Genomic DNA, 14,373 nt, shown 5'->3' with positions numbered 1-14,373 from the left:
ACTCGATCGGTGGTCAGTCTTCCAAATAGACCTTGAACAGGTCCCGGGCTTCCGGCAGTTGGTCGGCGTCTCCCGGGTCGATCGACCAGTTGCGGTCCTCGTCGCAGCTGAGCCGGATGTGCCCGTCCTCGTCCGGCTCCTCGTCGGTGTCAAGCCGGCACAGCCCGTCGATCACGGCGGTGGCCTCCGCGGTCGCGGTCCGGTCCTCGGTCCCGGGAAGCAGCGAGTTCCCCACCGTGTCGTGGGTTTCCACCCGTACGTGAAAACCGGGGCGGTCGCCGGCGAGTTCGCAGGCGGTGAGGTCGGCGTCGTTGTCGGCGGCGAGTCGGGCGGCGGCCTGGCAGGCCGGGCCGGTCACGGGGTCGTCGCCGTCGAGGATGTCCTCCAGGTCCTCGTCGAGTTCCTCGTCGCGGCCCGGGTCCTCGTCCTCCCCGGCATCCTCGTCGCCCGGGTTCTCCCCGTTCTCCCCGTCGTCCTCGCCGTCCTCCCCCTCCTCGCGGTCCCCGTCCTCCGCCGCCGCACGGTCCGCCGCGGCAAGGAAGTCGTCGAGGAAGTGGTCGGCCGCCTCCTGGGCGGCGGCGAGCGCGGCGGCGTCGGCGGCGGACTGGCCGCCGGACCGGGTGACGGCCGCCTGGGCCACCACGAAGAACAGGAGCGCCACCGTCAGCAGCCCGGCGACCATCCAGATGTAGAGGGGGAAGACCGCCCCTCCGTCGCTGCGGGTCAGTCGCCGCCGGTGATGCTGCTCACCGCATTGCCCACGGCATCCGCGACCGAATCCTGAATGTCCAGCGAGACGACCGCCACGACGACCGCGGCGATCAGCAGAAGCAGGCCCGCGTACTCCACGAAACCCGCGCCGCGATCCGCGTGCCGGTCGCGCAGCCGGTGCGCAATGGTGTGTCCCCACTTCAGCAGCAGCCTGCTCATGGCGTCCCTCTCCTCCGGCTGACGCCGGTTCAGCCGACCTCTCCGGGCCCCTGCCCCTCCGCGGAAAACGGTACTGCGGAGCGGCGCGTCCTGGTATGGGGGACGGGGGGCAACGTGGCCCGTTCGGTACCCGTTTGACGGTGAGACGCCCCATGCCCGACCCCCTCCCTGCGGGCCAACCCGTACACCTATCGGCACTGACTGTGCCACACCGAACGCGGATTGGGCAGGGAGACCCGGATGATCCGATGACATGCCGCTGCCGCTTCCTGGCTCTGTGCGACCGGCGGTGCGGGTGCGAGGGGCAGGTGCCCGGCCGTGCGGCCCGCCAAACCCCGGCGCCGGCGTGAAAGGATCGGGCGACCCGAGAAGGAAGACGCGAGGTGAACGACGTGAACGAGGCCGGCGGCACCCACCACGGGACCCAGGCGGGACACGGCCACGACCCCGGCCGCCACGCCCACGGCACGGGCACGCAGCACGGCGGCCACGGCGGACATGGCGGGCACGGCACGCGGGACGTGGACTGGGCCACGGAGGCGGAGCGGCTGGCCGAGGCGGCGGACCGGGACGCGGAGTGGCTGGCGCGGGCGGCGCGGGAGTTGCTGCCGGCCGGGGCGCGGCTCGCGGTGGACCTCGGGTGCGGGGGCGGCGGGATGGCGGTGGCCCTGGCGCAGCAGGGACCCGCCGGGCTGTCCGTCGCCGGCCTCGACGGCGAGCCGGCGGTGCTCGCGGCCGCGCGGCGGCGGGCCGAGCGGATCGGGGGCGCCGCCGCGCGGGTCAGGTTCGCGGTGGCGCGGCTTGAGGACGGGGGCGAGGCGCTGCGCGCCGTCGCCGGCGGGGCGCCCGACCTGCTGTGGGTCGCGGGCGCCGTGCACCATGTGCCCGACCAGCAGCGGGCCGTGGACGGGCTGGCGGCGGCGCTGGCGCCCGGCGGGGTGCTGGCGCTCGCCGAGGGCGGGCTGCGGGTGCGTCACCTGCCGTGGGACGTCGGCGTGGGCGCGCCCGGCCTCGAGGACCGGCTGGACGCGGCGCAGATGCGGTGGTTCGGGCGGATGCGGGCCTCGCTGCCCGGGGTCGCCGCGATGCCCTACGGCTGGCCCGAGGCGCTGCGCCGGGCGGGGCTGGGCGAGGTGGCGACGCGGACCTTCCTGGTGGAGCACGAGGTGCGGCCGGGCGGCCCCGCCATGGCGAGCCTGCTGGCCTCGCTGGGCCACCGCGTGGCGCGGACGGCGGAGGAGGGCCTGCTGTCCGAGGAGGACCGGGAGGCGTTCCGCCGCCTGCTCGACGAGGGGGACCCGGCGTGGCTTGGCCGCCGCACCGACCTGGGGCACGTGGAGGCCAGGAGCGTGTACACCGGCCGTCGGCCCGCCTGAGCCCGGCGCCGGCCCGGCCCAGGGGCGCCGTCGCGCGCGGGGCCGGGCGCCGGCGCACGCCGGGCGGGCCCGGGGGCGCGGGTCAGGCGGGCTGCTGCTCCTCCCCGCCGCCGCTGTCGGTGAGGGTGCGTTCCAGCTCGGCCTCGTAGTCGTTGACCGAGGTGATCACCGTGTCGGCCATCTCGGCGAGCCCGTCGAGCTGTTCGCTGATGTCGCCGCGGCCGTCCTTCCAGCCGCTGACGAAGTCGTCGAGGGCGTCGATCACCTGCTCGTCGCCCAGGGCGTCGTGGTACTGGTCGAACGTGTCCCCCGTGCGGTTCATGTACTCCTTGACGTTCCGCAACTGGGGGCCGAATTCCTGGAGTTCGGACAGCGGGATCGCCATCCGCTCGCCGCCGTCTGCCATGCCGCCCCTCCCTTCTCGTCGTGGCCTGTTCCGAATGGTTCCGGCCCGCCTGGCCCTTCCGGCTCCCCCGCCCGTTCCGGCGCCCCGGCCTCTTGCCCGGAGCGCCCCGCCCGCCGCACGCCCCGGCCGCACGCCACGCCCCCGCCGCGCGCCCCCGCCGGGGCGCCCGGTCAGCCGGCGAAGCGGAAGGTGGAGGTGATCGCGTCGAAGACGTCGAAGAAGGAGTCGGCGAGGTCGAGCACCTGGCTGCTCCCGGCCACCAGGGCGACCGCCTGCTGGTCGCCGGGCACCGGGATGAACGTCTGCATCAGCACCGCCCGCACGGTGCGGCTGTCGCCCGGCACCGAGATGTCCTCGATGCCCTTGGTGCGGGCCGCGGTGCCGACCTCGGGAATGTCCACGGTGCCGACCTCCCGCCACGGGTCCCCCTCCCGGCGGGCCTGCCTGGTGCCGAGCTGCCCGACGATCGAGGCCGGGTCGGTCGGCAGGATCTCGCCGCCCGAGGTCCTGGCGCCGATCAGCGAGACCGTCACGGAGGCCGTGATGGGCGGGCCGCCGCCGAAGCTCTGCGCCATGCAGCCGCAGTAGACCGCGCCCGAGTCCCAGGCGTACCTGGCCTGGCGGCGCAGGAAGGACTCGATCACCTCGCGGTGTTCGGCCATCGCCGGCGCGGCCCGCACCCGTTCGTCGATCATCCGCCGGATGCTGTTCTCCCTGGTCTCGGGACGCAGGTCGAACTCCCACCAGGAGTCGGGAACGGAGATCCGGAACCCCTGCCGTTCGACGGTGACGGTATCCACCCACTTGTCGGCCATGACCGCTTCCCCTCCGGGCCGCGCGGCTAGTCGCGCAGGCCCTGTTCCAGCTGCTGGTCGAGGTCGGCGAAGCCGTCGGCCGCTCCGTGCAGGAAGTCGCCGAGTCCCTGTAACGACTCGATCGTCTGCTTGCCGCCCCTGGTGAACTCGTCGTACTTCTCGTCGAACGCGGACGAGGACGCCGCGGTGACGTACCCGTCGGTGACCAGGTCGCTGACGTAGGACCGCAGTTGGTCGAACTTCGTGGTCAACTCGTCCTTGGCGTCGATGAGCCGGTCGGCCGCGTCGTGCATGTCCTGGTAGGTGACATCGAGATCGCCCTGCGCCATCGGGAACACCCCCTCGCATCCAGCGTACGGTCCCGGCCGTTCCGGCACTTCTACGGATTCGTAACAGCCGCCCCACATCGGCGCAACCGCCGGGTTTCGGCCAAGATCGTCGCGTTCGCCGCCCCGGCCGCCCCCGGCCGGGCGCGTCCCGGGCCCGCGGCGGCTACGGGGTGTCGAGGATCTGGGTGAAGTCCGTGCCGGAGCCCAGGATCATCCCGGTGACGATGATGATCATGGTGGCCGGGACCATGAAGACCAGCGTGGCCATGGTGGCCATCGGGATGGCCCGCGCCGCCCGCCGCCTGGCGTTCTGCGCGTCGGTGCGGCGCATGTCCCTGGCGATCTGGATCAGCGTGTCGGCGATCGGGGCGCCGAGTTCCTCGCCCTGCTGGAGGGCGGTGACGAACTGGTTGACCGGCTCGGAGTCGTTGCGGCGGCGCAATTCGTCGAAGGCCTGCCGGCGGGGCACGCCGACGTCCATCTGCCGCAGCGCGATGCGTATCTCGTCGGCCCAGGGCCCCTCGTAACGGGCCGAAACCCGATCGAGGGCCTGCCGGAAGCCGAGGCCCGCGGAGACGACGACGGCGAGCACGTCGAGGAAGTCGGGCAGCGTGCGGTCGATCACGTCCCGGCGCTCCCTGACCCCCTGCCAGATCGCGGCGTCGGCGGCGAACAGGCCGAAGGCCAGGGCGAACAGGGAGAACAGCGGCCAGCCCGCGGCGAAGAACACCACGGCGAGCGTCAGCCCGAAGACGCCGTAGACGAAGCGGCGCGCGGCATAGCGGTCGAGGGTCAGGCCGCCGGGGTTGCCCGCCTGGTCGATGCGCCTGCGCTTGCGCTCCACCGACCTGCGCCCCATCAGCCGCAGCACCAGCGGGGCGAACCGCATCCCGAGCCGGTCGACCAGCGAGGCCCCGGCCGAGACCCGGCTGGAGCCCACCTCAAGGGCGATGGCCAGGTCGGCGGGCAGCGGCGTGCCGGAACGCAGCATGCGGACGGCGGTGACGATGCCGAAGACGGCGGCCCCCATGGCGAGGCCGAGCAGCAGTCCCCACACCTTTGCCTCCTACACGTCGATGCGGCCGAAACGGCGCACGACGACGAATCCGACGATGTAGAGCCCGAGCGCGACGGCCATGGCCAGCTGGCCCCACGGGCTGCCGGTGACGCGGCCGAGCGCGCCGGGCGACATGCCGTTGATCATCAGCAGCGCGCCGAGGCCGAGCAGCGGCACGGTGACGGCGGTCGCGTTGATCTCCGCCAGCATGGTGCGCACCTCGCGGCGGGTCTCCTTGCGCTCCTCGAGCGTGGTGGTGAGGTTGCGCAGCGAGCTGACGATGGTGCCGCCCGCCCGGTTGGCCAGTATCAGCGTGGTGACGAGCACGTTGAGTTCCCGGGAGGGCAGCCGGTCCCCCAATTCGGCGAGCGCCTCCTCGAGGGAGCGGCCGACGGCCAGCTGGTTGGCGACCGTGGCCAGTTCCGCGCCCGCCGGGTCGTCCATCTCCTCGGCCGCCATCGACAGCGCGGTGCGCATCGCGAGGCCGGCGGCGGTGCCGTTCGCGATCAGCCTGGCGAGTTCGGGGAGCTGGCCGATGAAGCGCTCGGTGCGCCTGGCGCGCTGCCAGTTGAGGAAGGCGTTGCCGCCCCACAGGGCGACGATGCCGCACAGCGGTCCGAAGAAGGGCGCGAGCACCGCGGAGCCGATCAGCCAGAGGGCGGCCACCGCGCCCAGCACGTAGGCCGCGTACTCGCCCACGGTGACGTTGAGGCCGGTGGCCTGGAGCTTGAGGCGCAGCCTGCGGCCGAGCCCGGTGCCGCGCAGCCGCCGGTCGAGCGCGTCGAAGCGGCGGCGGCGCGGGCCGCCGCCGCCCGCCGCGGGGACGGGCCCGGCGCCGGGGGCGGTGGCCAGCCGGTCGAGCAGCGCCTCGCGCTGGGCCCGCCCCGAGGCGTAGAGCTGAATGCCGGCGAGGGCGACCAGCAGGGCCAGCAGCGCCAGGCCGAGCGCGAGGAGCGACAGCGAGTCCATGGGTCAGCTCGCCTCCCTGATCGCGAGGTGCGAGTCGTCGAGGTGGACGCCGAACGCCTGCGGTATCTGCTCGCCCGCCAGGTGCAGGCGGGCGGCCACCGAGCGCGGCAGCGGATGGTGCCGGAACCTGCCGTGCACCCGGCCGTCCTGGGTCATCGGCTCGGCCCTGAACTCGGCGAGCGTGGCGATGCGGAAGGGCTCGCGGCCGTGCGAGGCGAGCACCGCGATCTCGGCCAGCCGCCGGGTGCCGTCGGGGTGCCGCACCAGCTGCACCAGCACGTCGACGGCGCTGTTGATCTGGTCGCGCAGCGCCTCGAAGGGCACGTGCAGCTCGGACATCGAGGCCAGGGTCTGGAGGCGCATGAGGGCGTCCTCGGCGCTGTTGGCGTGCACGGTGGCCAGCGAGCCGTCGTGGCCGGTGGACATCGCCTGGAGCATGTCGAGCGTCTCGCCGCCGCGGACCTCGCCGACGATGATGCGGTCGGGGCGCATGCGCAGCGAGTTGCGCACCAAATCCCTGATGGTGACCTCGCCCTTCCCCTCGATGTTGGGCGGCCTGGACTCCAGCCTGATCACGTGGTCCTGCTGAAGCTGGAGCTCGGCCGCGTCCTCCACGGTGACGATGCGCTCGCCGCCGGGGATCAGCCCGCTGAGGGCGTTGAGCAGGGTGGTCTTTCCCGAGCCCGTGCCGCCGGAGACGATGATGTTGAACTTCGCCCGCACCAGCCCGGCCAGCAGCATGACCAGGTGCTCGTCGAGGGTGCCGAAGCCGATCAGCTCGGGCAGCGTGTAGACGCGCGGGAAGCGGCGGATGGTCAGGGTGGCGCCGCTGAGGGACAGCGGCGGGATGATCACGTTGACCCGCTCGCCGGTGGGCAGCCGGGCGTCGACCATCGGATTGGACTCGTCGACACGGCGGTTGACGGTGGAGACGATGCGCTCGATGGTCTGGGTCAGCTGCTCCTCGGAGGCGAAGCGCAGCGGCAGCCGCTCGACCCGGCCGGAACGCTCGACGTAGATGTGGTCGGGGCCGTTGACCATGATCTCGGTGATCGAGGGGTCTTCGAGCAGCGGCTCCAGGATGCCGAGGCCGAGCGCCTCGTCCACCACCCGGCGGATCAGCAGCGCGCGCTGCTGGGAGGAGAGCACCGGGCCCTCGCGGCTGAGGATGTGACCGAGCACCCGTTCGAGGCGGTCGCGGCGCTCCGAGGTGCCGAGGGAGGACATCTCGGCGAGGTCGATCTCCTCCAGGAGCTTGGCGCGGTAGGTGGCGACGAGCCTGCCGTCGCCTGGACCGGTCTCGGCCGGCTCGCCCGTGGCGTGCACCCGGGCCCTCAGGCCCGTGCCGCGCTCCCTCCTGCCCTCCTCGGCGTACCTGCCGTCCATGTGTCCCCTCCTCCTCGGCGTCGTTGCCTGTCGTTCACTGTCGTTCCTCCTCCGCCCTCCCGCCGGCGCGTTCCGCGGCCCGGGCCCGGTGGTGCCGGGGGCCTCAGTCGCACGGCATGGTCACGGTCCTGTGGGCCGAGCCGAGGTTGCCGATGAACGGCAGCACCGAGGGCACCGGCACGCTCGCGGTCACGGTCGCCTCCCGGCCGCAGGCGGACAGGTCGAAGCTGGCGCGTTCGGCGAGCCAGCCGCTCATCGCGGCCCGCCCGCTGGCCGCGTACTCCTCGGCGATCTCGTGCTGCGCCGCGGTGCGCGCCGCCGCCCGCGCCGCGGAACCGGCCTGCAGGGCCGCGTACCCGGCCACGCCGAGTTGCAGCGCGGCCAGGGCGACGATCAGCAGGATCGGCACCCAGCCGGCGAACTCGACGGCCGTGACGGCGCCCCGGTCGCCGCGCGGGCGGCGCCGGGCGGGCGCGGGGGCGGGCGCCGTCCCGGGGGCGGCCCGGCCGCGCATCTCAGCCCTCCTCCGCGGCGCCGGCCGAACCGGAGATGGTGACCGGGAGGTTGAACGCGCCGGGGAAGAGCACCGGGACGTGCACGTCGACGTTGGCCCTGCGGACGTGGCCCACGAGCGGGCAGGAGACGTCGACGTCCCAGCTGCCCGGGATGTGCTCGCGGGCCGCGGCGGCGCAGGCGGCGGCCGCGTCCCCCTCGGCGCCCGCGGCGGCCCTGGCGCCCTCGTCGGCCGCGTTCCCCGCGAGGGAGAAGGTGTAGCCGATCAGTATGCACTGCCAGATCACGGCCATCATCACCAGGATGAGCGGGAAGAGCCCGGCGAACTCCACGACCACCGAGCCGCGTTCCCCGCGCGGCAGGAGGCGGCCGCGCGGGCGGCGCGGGCGGCGCGGGCGCGCGCCCGGCGCGCGGAAGCGGCCCGGGGCGGGCGAGCGGCGCTGTGTCATACCGGTACCTATGCCCCGCTTCACGCCCGCCTGCCCCTGCGTCTGCCGCCGCCCGCGGCGCCCTCGGGCGGGGCGAGGCCGAGTTCCGTGGCCAGCGCCCACATCGCGCGCCGCACCTGGCCGCGGCCGTCGAGGTCCTGGATGCGGCCGGCGTCCTGCGCCTCCTGGAGCTCCCTGAACCCGGCCGGGATGACGCTGCGCGCCACGTGGGTGCCGGTGATCCGGGAGATCAGCTGGGGCTGGATGGCGCTGGAGCGACCCATCCGGTTGACCACGGTGAGGGTCTCGGCGGCCTTGCGGATGCGCAGCCTGTCCCACATCCGCACCATCCGGTTGACCGCGCGGACCGCGATGACGTCGGGGGTGGTGACGAGGATCGCGACGTCGGCGAGTTCGACGGCGGCGGCGGTGGCGGCGTTCATGTGGGAGCCGCAGTCCACGAGGACGACGTCGTAGCGGGAGCGCACGGCCATCAGCAGCTGGCGGGCGGTGGCGTCGCTGACGTCCTCCCCGCGCTCGCCCTCGGCCGGGGCGATGAGCATGGCGAGCCCGGTCTCGTGGTGGAAGACGGCCTCGCCGAGCACCTGCTGCGAGATGTCGGGGATGCCCGCGAGGTCGGCGACCGAACGCCGGAACTGCACGTCGAAGTAGGAGCCCACGTCGCCGCCGAGCAGGTCGAGGTCCACCAGGATCGCGCCGCGGTCGAAGGGCCCCGCGGTCTGCGCGGCGAGCGCCAGCTGGGTGGCGAGCAGGGTGGTGCCCACCCCGCCCTTGGCCCCGGAGACGGTCACGATCCGGCCGCCTGGGCCGGTGTTGACGTGCTCGCCCGCGCCGAGGTGGCGGCGCATCCCGGCGGCCCACTGGGCGGCGGCCCCGACCCGGGCGGCCAGCTCCTCGTAGCTGGGCGGGAAGCCGGCCAGGCCCCTGGCGCCGGCGTCCATGGCGGCCGAGTACAGGCCGGCCGAGGGCTCGGCGGAGACCAGCACCACGCCCACCGCGGGGAAGCGCAACGACACCTCGCGGACGAGTTCCAGCGCGGGCAGCGGCCCGATCCGCTCGTGCACCACCACGACGTCGGGCAGCCCGGCGACCGACTCGTGGGTGAGGGAGGCCAGGGTGTCGAGCAGGGTGGTGGAGTCCGGGACCGGGCGCATCGGCTCGCTGTCGGGCAGCTGGCTCAGCAGCGTGATCAGCGAACGGGCGGCGTCCGGGTCGCCCACCACCGGCAGAATGCGCGTCGTCATCGGTCCACCTGGCTTCCTTAGGGGAAAAGCTGGTCGAGATCCGCGTGCGGATCGCCGCTGATGTCACCGACGATGGTGTAGGTGCGTTCCTCGTCCGGGATCTCCTCCTCGTCGCCGGGGGCGACCAGGGCGAGCCTGACCTGCTCGGCGAACGCCTCGGCGAAGGTGACCCGCTGGGCGTCGGTGTTGTCCAGCGCGAAGGTGATGGGCACGGCCTCGGTGGTGTTGTCGTCGTCGTCCTCCACCTCGGTGAGGTCGCCCACCTCGATGACCCGCGCGTTGTTCACCATCAGCCGGACCACCTCGTAGGAGTCCTCGTCGCCGCCGGAGCCGTCCTCCTGGACGCGGAAGGCCGCGTACATGTTGATGGTCGCGCCCGGATAGATCTTGCCGGCGACGCCCGTGGAGGCGTCGATCATGACGGCGATCTCCTGCTGGCCGGCTTCCAGGTCGGGCCGGTCGGAGAGCATGTCGGTCTGGAGCAGGGAGCCCGCCCGCAGCGGGCCCACGGCGACCTGGTCCTCGATCTGGGAGAGGTCGGTCACCGCCGAGTCGGGTATGTAGCGCTCGGGGATGCTGACCTCCTCCAGCTGGTCCTCCGTCACCTCCTCGTAGGGGGCCACGTCCTCGCGCAGCTCGTAGGCGGTGCGCTCGGGGCCGACCTTCGACTCGACGTCGTTGATCACCGCGAGCACCCCGGCGAAGGCGCCGAGCGCAAGCAGGACCGAGACGATCAGCAGCAGCATGCCGCGTCGCTGGCGAGCGTTCATGAATGCGTCTCTACCTTCTCGTCCTCGTCCGGATCGTCATGGCCTTGCGCGTTCCCGGTCGTTCGGGGTGGTGCGGCCTTCGGGCGGCGCCGCGGTCCCTGCCCCGTCCGGATCGTGTACCCGGCTGACGGCCACGGCACGTCAGCTGCCCGCGGCCAGCGCCCGGCGCCGCGCGTGACCTATGGCCCGCGGGCCGCGCTCCGGCGGGGCGACGGGCGAGGAGCAGAAGGCGCAGCGGTCGCCGATGAGCGTCAGGCCGCACCAGCGACACGCCTCCTGGCGCATGGAGCTGACCATCTGGTAGAGGAGCGAGACGTCGGGTATGGCGGCGGCGAACTCCACCAGCTTCGCGGTGGCCCACCACTCGGCCGACTCCGCGGGCAGCGGCACCGGGTGCAGCGCCTGCACCTGCCACTGCCTGGCCAGCCTGCGGGAGACCCACTCGCTGCCGAGGCTGCCTGGGGCGTAGGTGAGGGCGGTGGAGAACTGGGGACCCGCGAGCGTCACGTCGCCTTCCGCGCGGACGAGTTGGGGCGTGGGACCGGCCAGCACGGCGCACTGGCCGCCGGGCTGGCGGCCGCCGTTGGTGGCGGGGAGGGTGACCGGGACCCGGTCGAGGCGGCTCCCGGAGGCGAGCAGGGCACCCGCGTAGATGTAGTGGGCGAGCAACCGCGCCGAGGCGCCGAGCACCCCGGGGCTGAAATCGCAGGCGGACAGCTGCCGCAGCTGCCTGACCAGCACGGCGGTGCCGAGCGGCGGCAGGGCGCTGGGCAGCAGGGCTATGCGGTCGGATTCGAGCACCGCGCGCACCGCGTGCAGCCGCTGGACATACGCACGAGGCGTGGTCGTCGGGTACAGCACGATGAAGTAGCCGTGGAGTTCGAGGAGCCGGGTGACCTCCGCGAGGGCGGAAGGGAAGTCCTGCCGCTCGGGGGGCGTCAGCACGTGGGCGCCCGGGGTGTGCTGGTCGGTGGGCGGCAGCACCAGGTCGGCGCTGGTCACCGCGATGGCAATCGGCATGCCGCTCCCCCCTGGGCCCCCGGCTGAGCACCCGTCTCGTTCCTGGATGAGTCTGCCAGTTGGGCAGCCTATCGACATCGCGGCAGGGGGGAACAGCGCCGCGTGCGGCCGGGCCGCGGGCGCAGGCCCGGCCGGGGCCGGCGCCCGTGGGCCTGGCCCGGGGAGGCGGGGGCCGCGGCGTGCCTGCCCCCGCCCTGCGCGCACGCCGCGGCATCCCGGTGTGCGGCCCGATCGGGCCGGCGCGGACCTGCGGACGGGGCGGACACCGGGGACGGCGCGGCAATTCCGGATTTCCGCCGCTTTCGGCTCGTCTTGACAAGGGCAAAACGGCTCGGGACAGTGAGGAAGGCGGCGCGCAGTTCGGGGGCCGCGGCGCGGCGCGGGAAATTCGGCGCCCCGGGGCGCCGCATATCGAGGAGGACCCCATGCCCCCGCCCTGCAAGCCCCCCGGTGAGCTCTTCGACCGGCCGGAGGACCGCCAGGCGGTCGCGGACCTCGTGGAGGCCGTGGTCGCGAAGGACTACTGCCGGCACCTGACGCAGCAGGGTTTCGGCGGCTGCGAGCTCTGGTTTCCCTCGACCGGAGGAAAGCTGGACTTCTTCGACATCAACGTGGGAAAGCACCGCTGCGCGAACATGGCGGACTATCTCAAGTTCCACAATTCCCACGTCGACCGGCAGGCGATCGTGGACCAGTGCCTGGCGAGCAGCCCGAAAATCATGGATGTGAAGGTCCCCGACATCATCTCGCACCGTTTCGGCAGGTCCGAATTCTACGAGATCAAGCCGAACTCGGCGAGCGGGCGAAAGGCGGGCAAGGAAAAGATCGCCTGGTTCATGCTGCTGGCCAAGCCGGAGATGGCGAAGCTGCCCTACGTCCCGGGCCGGACGTACCAGCCGAAGCTCATGGTCCCGCTGCCGAACGGCCTCTCCCTCGGCGGCGCCTACCAGATCTTCCTGCGGATCTTCTGGGAGACCGACGGCCTCATCCTCTACGACCTGTGCCTGAAGAGCACCAGGCCCAAGCAGGACGAGAAGTGCACGGCGCTGCTGCGGGCGGCGGCCCTGGCCGCGGTCGTGCGGATCAGGCTGAGCGCGGAGGACACCTCGGCCCTGCTCGGCGGCCTCCTCGACGCGGCACGGTCACCGCTGCAACAGGCGGTCGGCAGGGCGTCGGCGACGGCGGGCGACGCGCCGAACCTCGAGGCCGACGTGCGGTACGCCCAGCTGCTGCTCAACGACTGGCGCGGCCGGCAGAACCTGCCGCTGATCGGCGAGGACGGCCTGTTCGGCCCCGAGACGGACGGCGCGATCATCGCCTTCCAGCAGGCCGTCACCGGCATCGCCGACGGGCGGATCGACGTCGGGGGCCCGGCGGTGGGCGAGCTGGAACGCGGCCAGCTGCAGGCCGCCTTCGCCCCCGGGATGCTGACGGAGGACCTGCTTCCCGAGTACACCCTGCACGGCCAGGTCATCTACCCCGACTGGGACGGCGAGGGCAGCCTCGACGACCTGCCGGAGGAGATCGGCTGGGAGGCGCTGCTGCAGGCGATGCGCGCCGACGTGGGCGGCTACCACGCGCTGCTCTACTAGCCCGCGGCCCCGGGCACGCGCGGGCGCACGGACGCGGGCGGGCGCGGGCGGAGGCGCGCGGACGCGGGCGGCGCGGGCGGAGGACGGCGCGGGCGGGCGCGGGCGCGGGCGGGCGCGGGCGCAAGGAGGTGGGCGCGAGGGGGCGCGTTCGGAAGGGGGCGCGTTCAGAAGAAGGTGCGGATGTAGTCGACGACCGTGCCGTCGCCTGCCACCTCCGGGATGAGCGGCCACTTCTCGAAGATCGTGCAGGGGTGCGACATGCCGAGCCCCACCCAGTCCCCCACCTCGGGCATGGCCGCCTGCGGCCCGGTGACGAAGGCGTGCTGGTCCGCGAGCCGCTGGACCACGAGTCCTGCGCCCCGGCGCACTTCGCCCCCGGCGGAGCGCACCGCCTGCACCAGCGGCAGCCCCAGGTCGTAGGCGATGTCCCGCTTGCCCGCGTTGAGCAGCGCGAGCCCGGGCTCGGGCCGCGAGACGACCTGGGTCCACAGCCGGAAGGCGGGCAGCAGGGAGCCCTCGGCCGGCACGCGGTTGAAGGGGGTCGCGTCCCGGTAGCGGCCGTCGTCGTGGCTGACGTACGCGCCCGAGCGCAGCAGCCTCAGCACCGGGCGCGAGAGGCCGGGCAGCCGCCCGAAGACCTCGGCCACCACGTCGAACCAGGCGCTGCCGCCCGCGCTGACGATGATCTCCTGCGTGCCGGCGAAGCGCCCGGCCAGGTCGAACTCCACGGCCAGCGCGCACAGGGCTTCGAGCCACTCCCGTACCGAGGCCGCGTCCGCGCCCGGCAGCTCGCCCTCGTACCCGGCGACCCCGGTCAGCCGCAGCGTCCCGGTGCGGGCCACCGCGTCGGCGACGGCCGCCGCCTGCGCGGCGTCGCGGACGCCGCTGCGGGCCCCGGCCGCGCCGAGTTCCACCACGACGTCCAGGGGCCGCAGGGCGCCGGCCTCGCGCAGGGCCGCGTCCATGAGGGCGACCCCGCGTGCCGAGTCGACGTAGGTCACGCAGCGGAACGCCGGGTCCTCGTCCTGCGCGGCGGCCAGCCAGGCCAGGGCGGCCGGGTCGACCAGTTCGTTGGCCAGGAAGACCCGCGGCACCCCGAAGGCCCTGGCGACCCGGACCTGGTGCGGGACGGCCAGCGTGAGGCCCCAGGCGCCGCGGTCGAGCTGGCGGCGGAAGAGCTGCGGCGCCATCGAGGTCTTGCCGTGCGGGGCCAGGGCGAGGCCGTGGCGGGCGGCGAAGCGCTCCAGCGCGCCGAGGTTGTGGTGCACCGCCTCGGCGGAGAGCGTCAGCACGGGCGTGGTGAAGCCGCCCGTGTACAGGTTGCGCCGCTCGGCGGCGAGCGCGCGGACGGTCCGCCCCGCCGCGTCCGGCGGCAGCCCCTTGAAGCGGTGGTCGACGAGCTCGTCGGCGAGCGCTTCGAGCGGGCTGGTCATGGGGCCTCCGGTGGCCGAGGGACGGGGCGTGACCGCGCTCCGGGGCGGCGGAGGCAGGGCGGCGCCCCTCTGCCTAGCACCCGG

At 73.8% G+C, this 14,373-nt stretch carries 16 protein-coding genes; 2 read left to right on the top strand and 14 right to left on the bottom strand.

Features of this window, described 5'->3' with window-relative positions:
• Positions 1-13: 13 nt before the first annotated feature.
• Positions 14-682 carry a hypothetical protein gene (locus tag D7294_RS01990; RefSeq protein WP_120674704.1) on the bottom strand — a complete coding sequence of 223 codons (669 nt, stop codon included), beginning with the start codon at positions 680-682 and terminating at the stop codon, positions 14-16.
• 41 nt (positions 683-723) lie between these two features.
• Positions 724-930, bottom strand: a complete 207-nt coding sequence (locus D7294_RS01985) for a hypothetical protein (protein WP_120674702.1) — start codon at positions 928-930, stop codon at positions 724-726.
• A gap of 383 nt (positions 931-1,313) precedes the next feature.
• Between D7294_RS01985 and D7294_RS01980 the strand changes: the two genes are divergently transcribed.
• Entirely contained in the window at positions 1,314-2,306 is a 993-nt protein-coding gene (locus D7294_RS01980; RefSeq protein ID WP_206619447.1) for a class I SAM-dependent methyltransferase, read from the top strand.
• A gap of 82 nt (positions 2,307-2,388) precedes the next feature.
• Here D7294_RS01980 and D7294_RS01975 read toward each other — a convergent pair whose 3' ends face one another.
• The 11 genes from D7294_RS01975 to D7294_RS01925 form a co-directional block, all read right to left on the bottom strand.
• Complete coding sequence (locus tag D7294_RS01975) at positions 2,389-2,712, bottom strand: hypothetical protein (RefSeq protein ID WP_120674701.1); 324 nt, start codon at positions 2,710-2,712, stop codon at positions 2,389-2,391.
• A gap of 170 nt (positions 2,713-2,882) precedes the next feature.
• Complete coding sequence (locus tag D7294_RS01970; protein WP_120674699.1) at positions 2,883-3,527, bottom strand: hypothetical protein; 645 nt, start codon at positions 3,525-3,527, stop codon at positions 2,883-2,885.
• 26 nt (positions 3,528-3,553) lie between these two features.
• Complete coding sequence (locus D7294_RS01965; protein WP_120675281.1) at positions 3,554-3,856, bottom strand: WXG100 family type VII secretion target; 303 nt, start codon at positions 3,854-3,856, stop codon at positions 3,554-3,556.
• Positions 3,857-4,019: 163 nt separating this feature from the next.
• Complete coding sequence (locus D7294_RS01960) at positions 4,020-4,913, bottom strand: DUF5936 domain-containing protein (RefSeq protein ID WP_277751060.1); 894 nt, start codon at positions 4,911-4,913, stop codon at positions 4,020-4,022.
• A 9-nt stretch (positions 4,914-4,922) separates the two neighbouring features.
• Complete coding sequence (locus D7294_RS01955; protein ID WP_120674697.1) at positions 4,923-5,882, bottom strand: type II secretion system F family protein; 960 nt, start codon at positions 5,880-5,882, stop codon at positions 4,923-4,925.
• Positions 5,883-5,885: 3 nt separating this feature from the next.
• Complete coding sequence (locus D7294_RS01950) at positions 5,886-7,268, bottom strand: TadA family conjugal transfer-associated ATPase (RefSeq protein ID WP_120674695.1); 1,383 nt, start codon at positions 7,266-7,268, stop codon at positions 5,886-5,888.
• 103 nt (positions 7,269-7,371) lie between these two features.
• On the bottom strand, positions 7,372-7,782 hold the full coding sequence (locus D7294_RS01945) for a TadE/TadG family type IV pilus assembly protein (RefSeq protein ID WP_120674693.1): 411 nt from the start codon (positions 7,780-7,782) through the stop codon (positions 7,372-7,374).
• 1 nt (position 7,783) lies between these two features.
• On the bottom strand, positions 7,784-8,230 hold the full coding sequence (locus D7294_RS01940; protein WP_120674691.1) for a TadE/TadG family type IV pilus assembly protein: 447 nt from the start codon (positions 8,228-8,230) through the stop codon (positions 7,784-7,786).
• A 20-nt stretch (positions 8,231-8,250) separates the two neighbouring features.
• Positions 8,251-9,474 (bottom strand): CpaE/TadZ family protein, encoded by a 1,224-nt coding sequence (locus D7294_RS01935; protein ID WP_120674689.1) that lies wholly within the window; start codon positions 9,472-9,474, stop codon positions 8,251-8,253.
• A 17-nt stretch (positions 9,475-9,491) separates the two neighbouring features.
• Positions 9,492-10,244 carry a Flp pilus assembly protein CpaB gene (gene cpaB / locus D7294_RS01930; RefSeq protein ID WP_120674687.1) on the bottom strand — a complete coding sequence of 251 codons (753 nt, stop codon included), beginning with the start codon at positions 10,242-10,244 and terminating at the stop codon, positions 9,492-9,494.
• 141 nt (positions 10,245-10,385) lie between these two features.
• Complete coding sequence (locus D7294_RS01925) at positions 10,386-11,264, bottom strand: hypothetical protein (RefSeq protein ID WP_120674685.1); 879 nt, start codon at positions 11,262-11,264, stop codon at positions 10,386-10,388.
• Positions 11,265-11,689: 425 nt separating this feature from the next.
• On the opposite strand from D7294_RS01925, the gene D7294_RS01920 reads away from it, so the two are divergent.
• Positions 11,690-12,856: a peptidoglycan-binding domain-containing protein gene (locus tag D7294_RS01920; RefSeq protein ID WP_120674683.1), complete on the top strand. Its 1,167-nt coding sequence runs from the start codon at positions 11,690-11,692 to the stop codon at positions 12,854-12,856.
• 164 nt (positions 12,857-13,020) lie between these two features.
• Here D7294_RS01920 and D7294_RS01915 read toward each other — a convergent pair whose 3' ends face one another.
• Entirely contained in the window at positions 13,021-14,289 is a 1,269-nt protein-coding gene (locus tag D7294_RS01915; protein ID WP_120674680.1) for a type III PLP-dependent enzyme domain-containing protein, read from the bottom strand.
• Positions 14,290-14,373 lie beyond the last annotated feature (84 nt).

This window comes from Streptomyces hoynatensis (assembly GCF_003626535.1).
Classification (GTDB): Bacteria; Actinomycetota; Actinomycetes; order Streptomycetales; family Streptomycetaceae; genus Streptomyces; species Streptomyces hoynatensis.
Note: the sequence above shows the minus strand (reverse complement) of the source record. Positions and strands in the feature narration are given on the sequence as shown.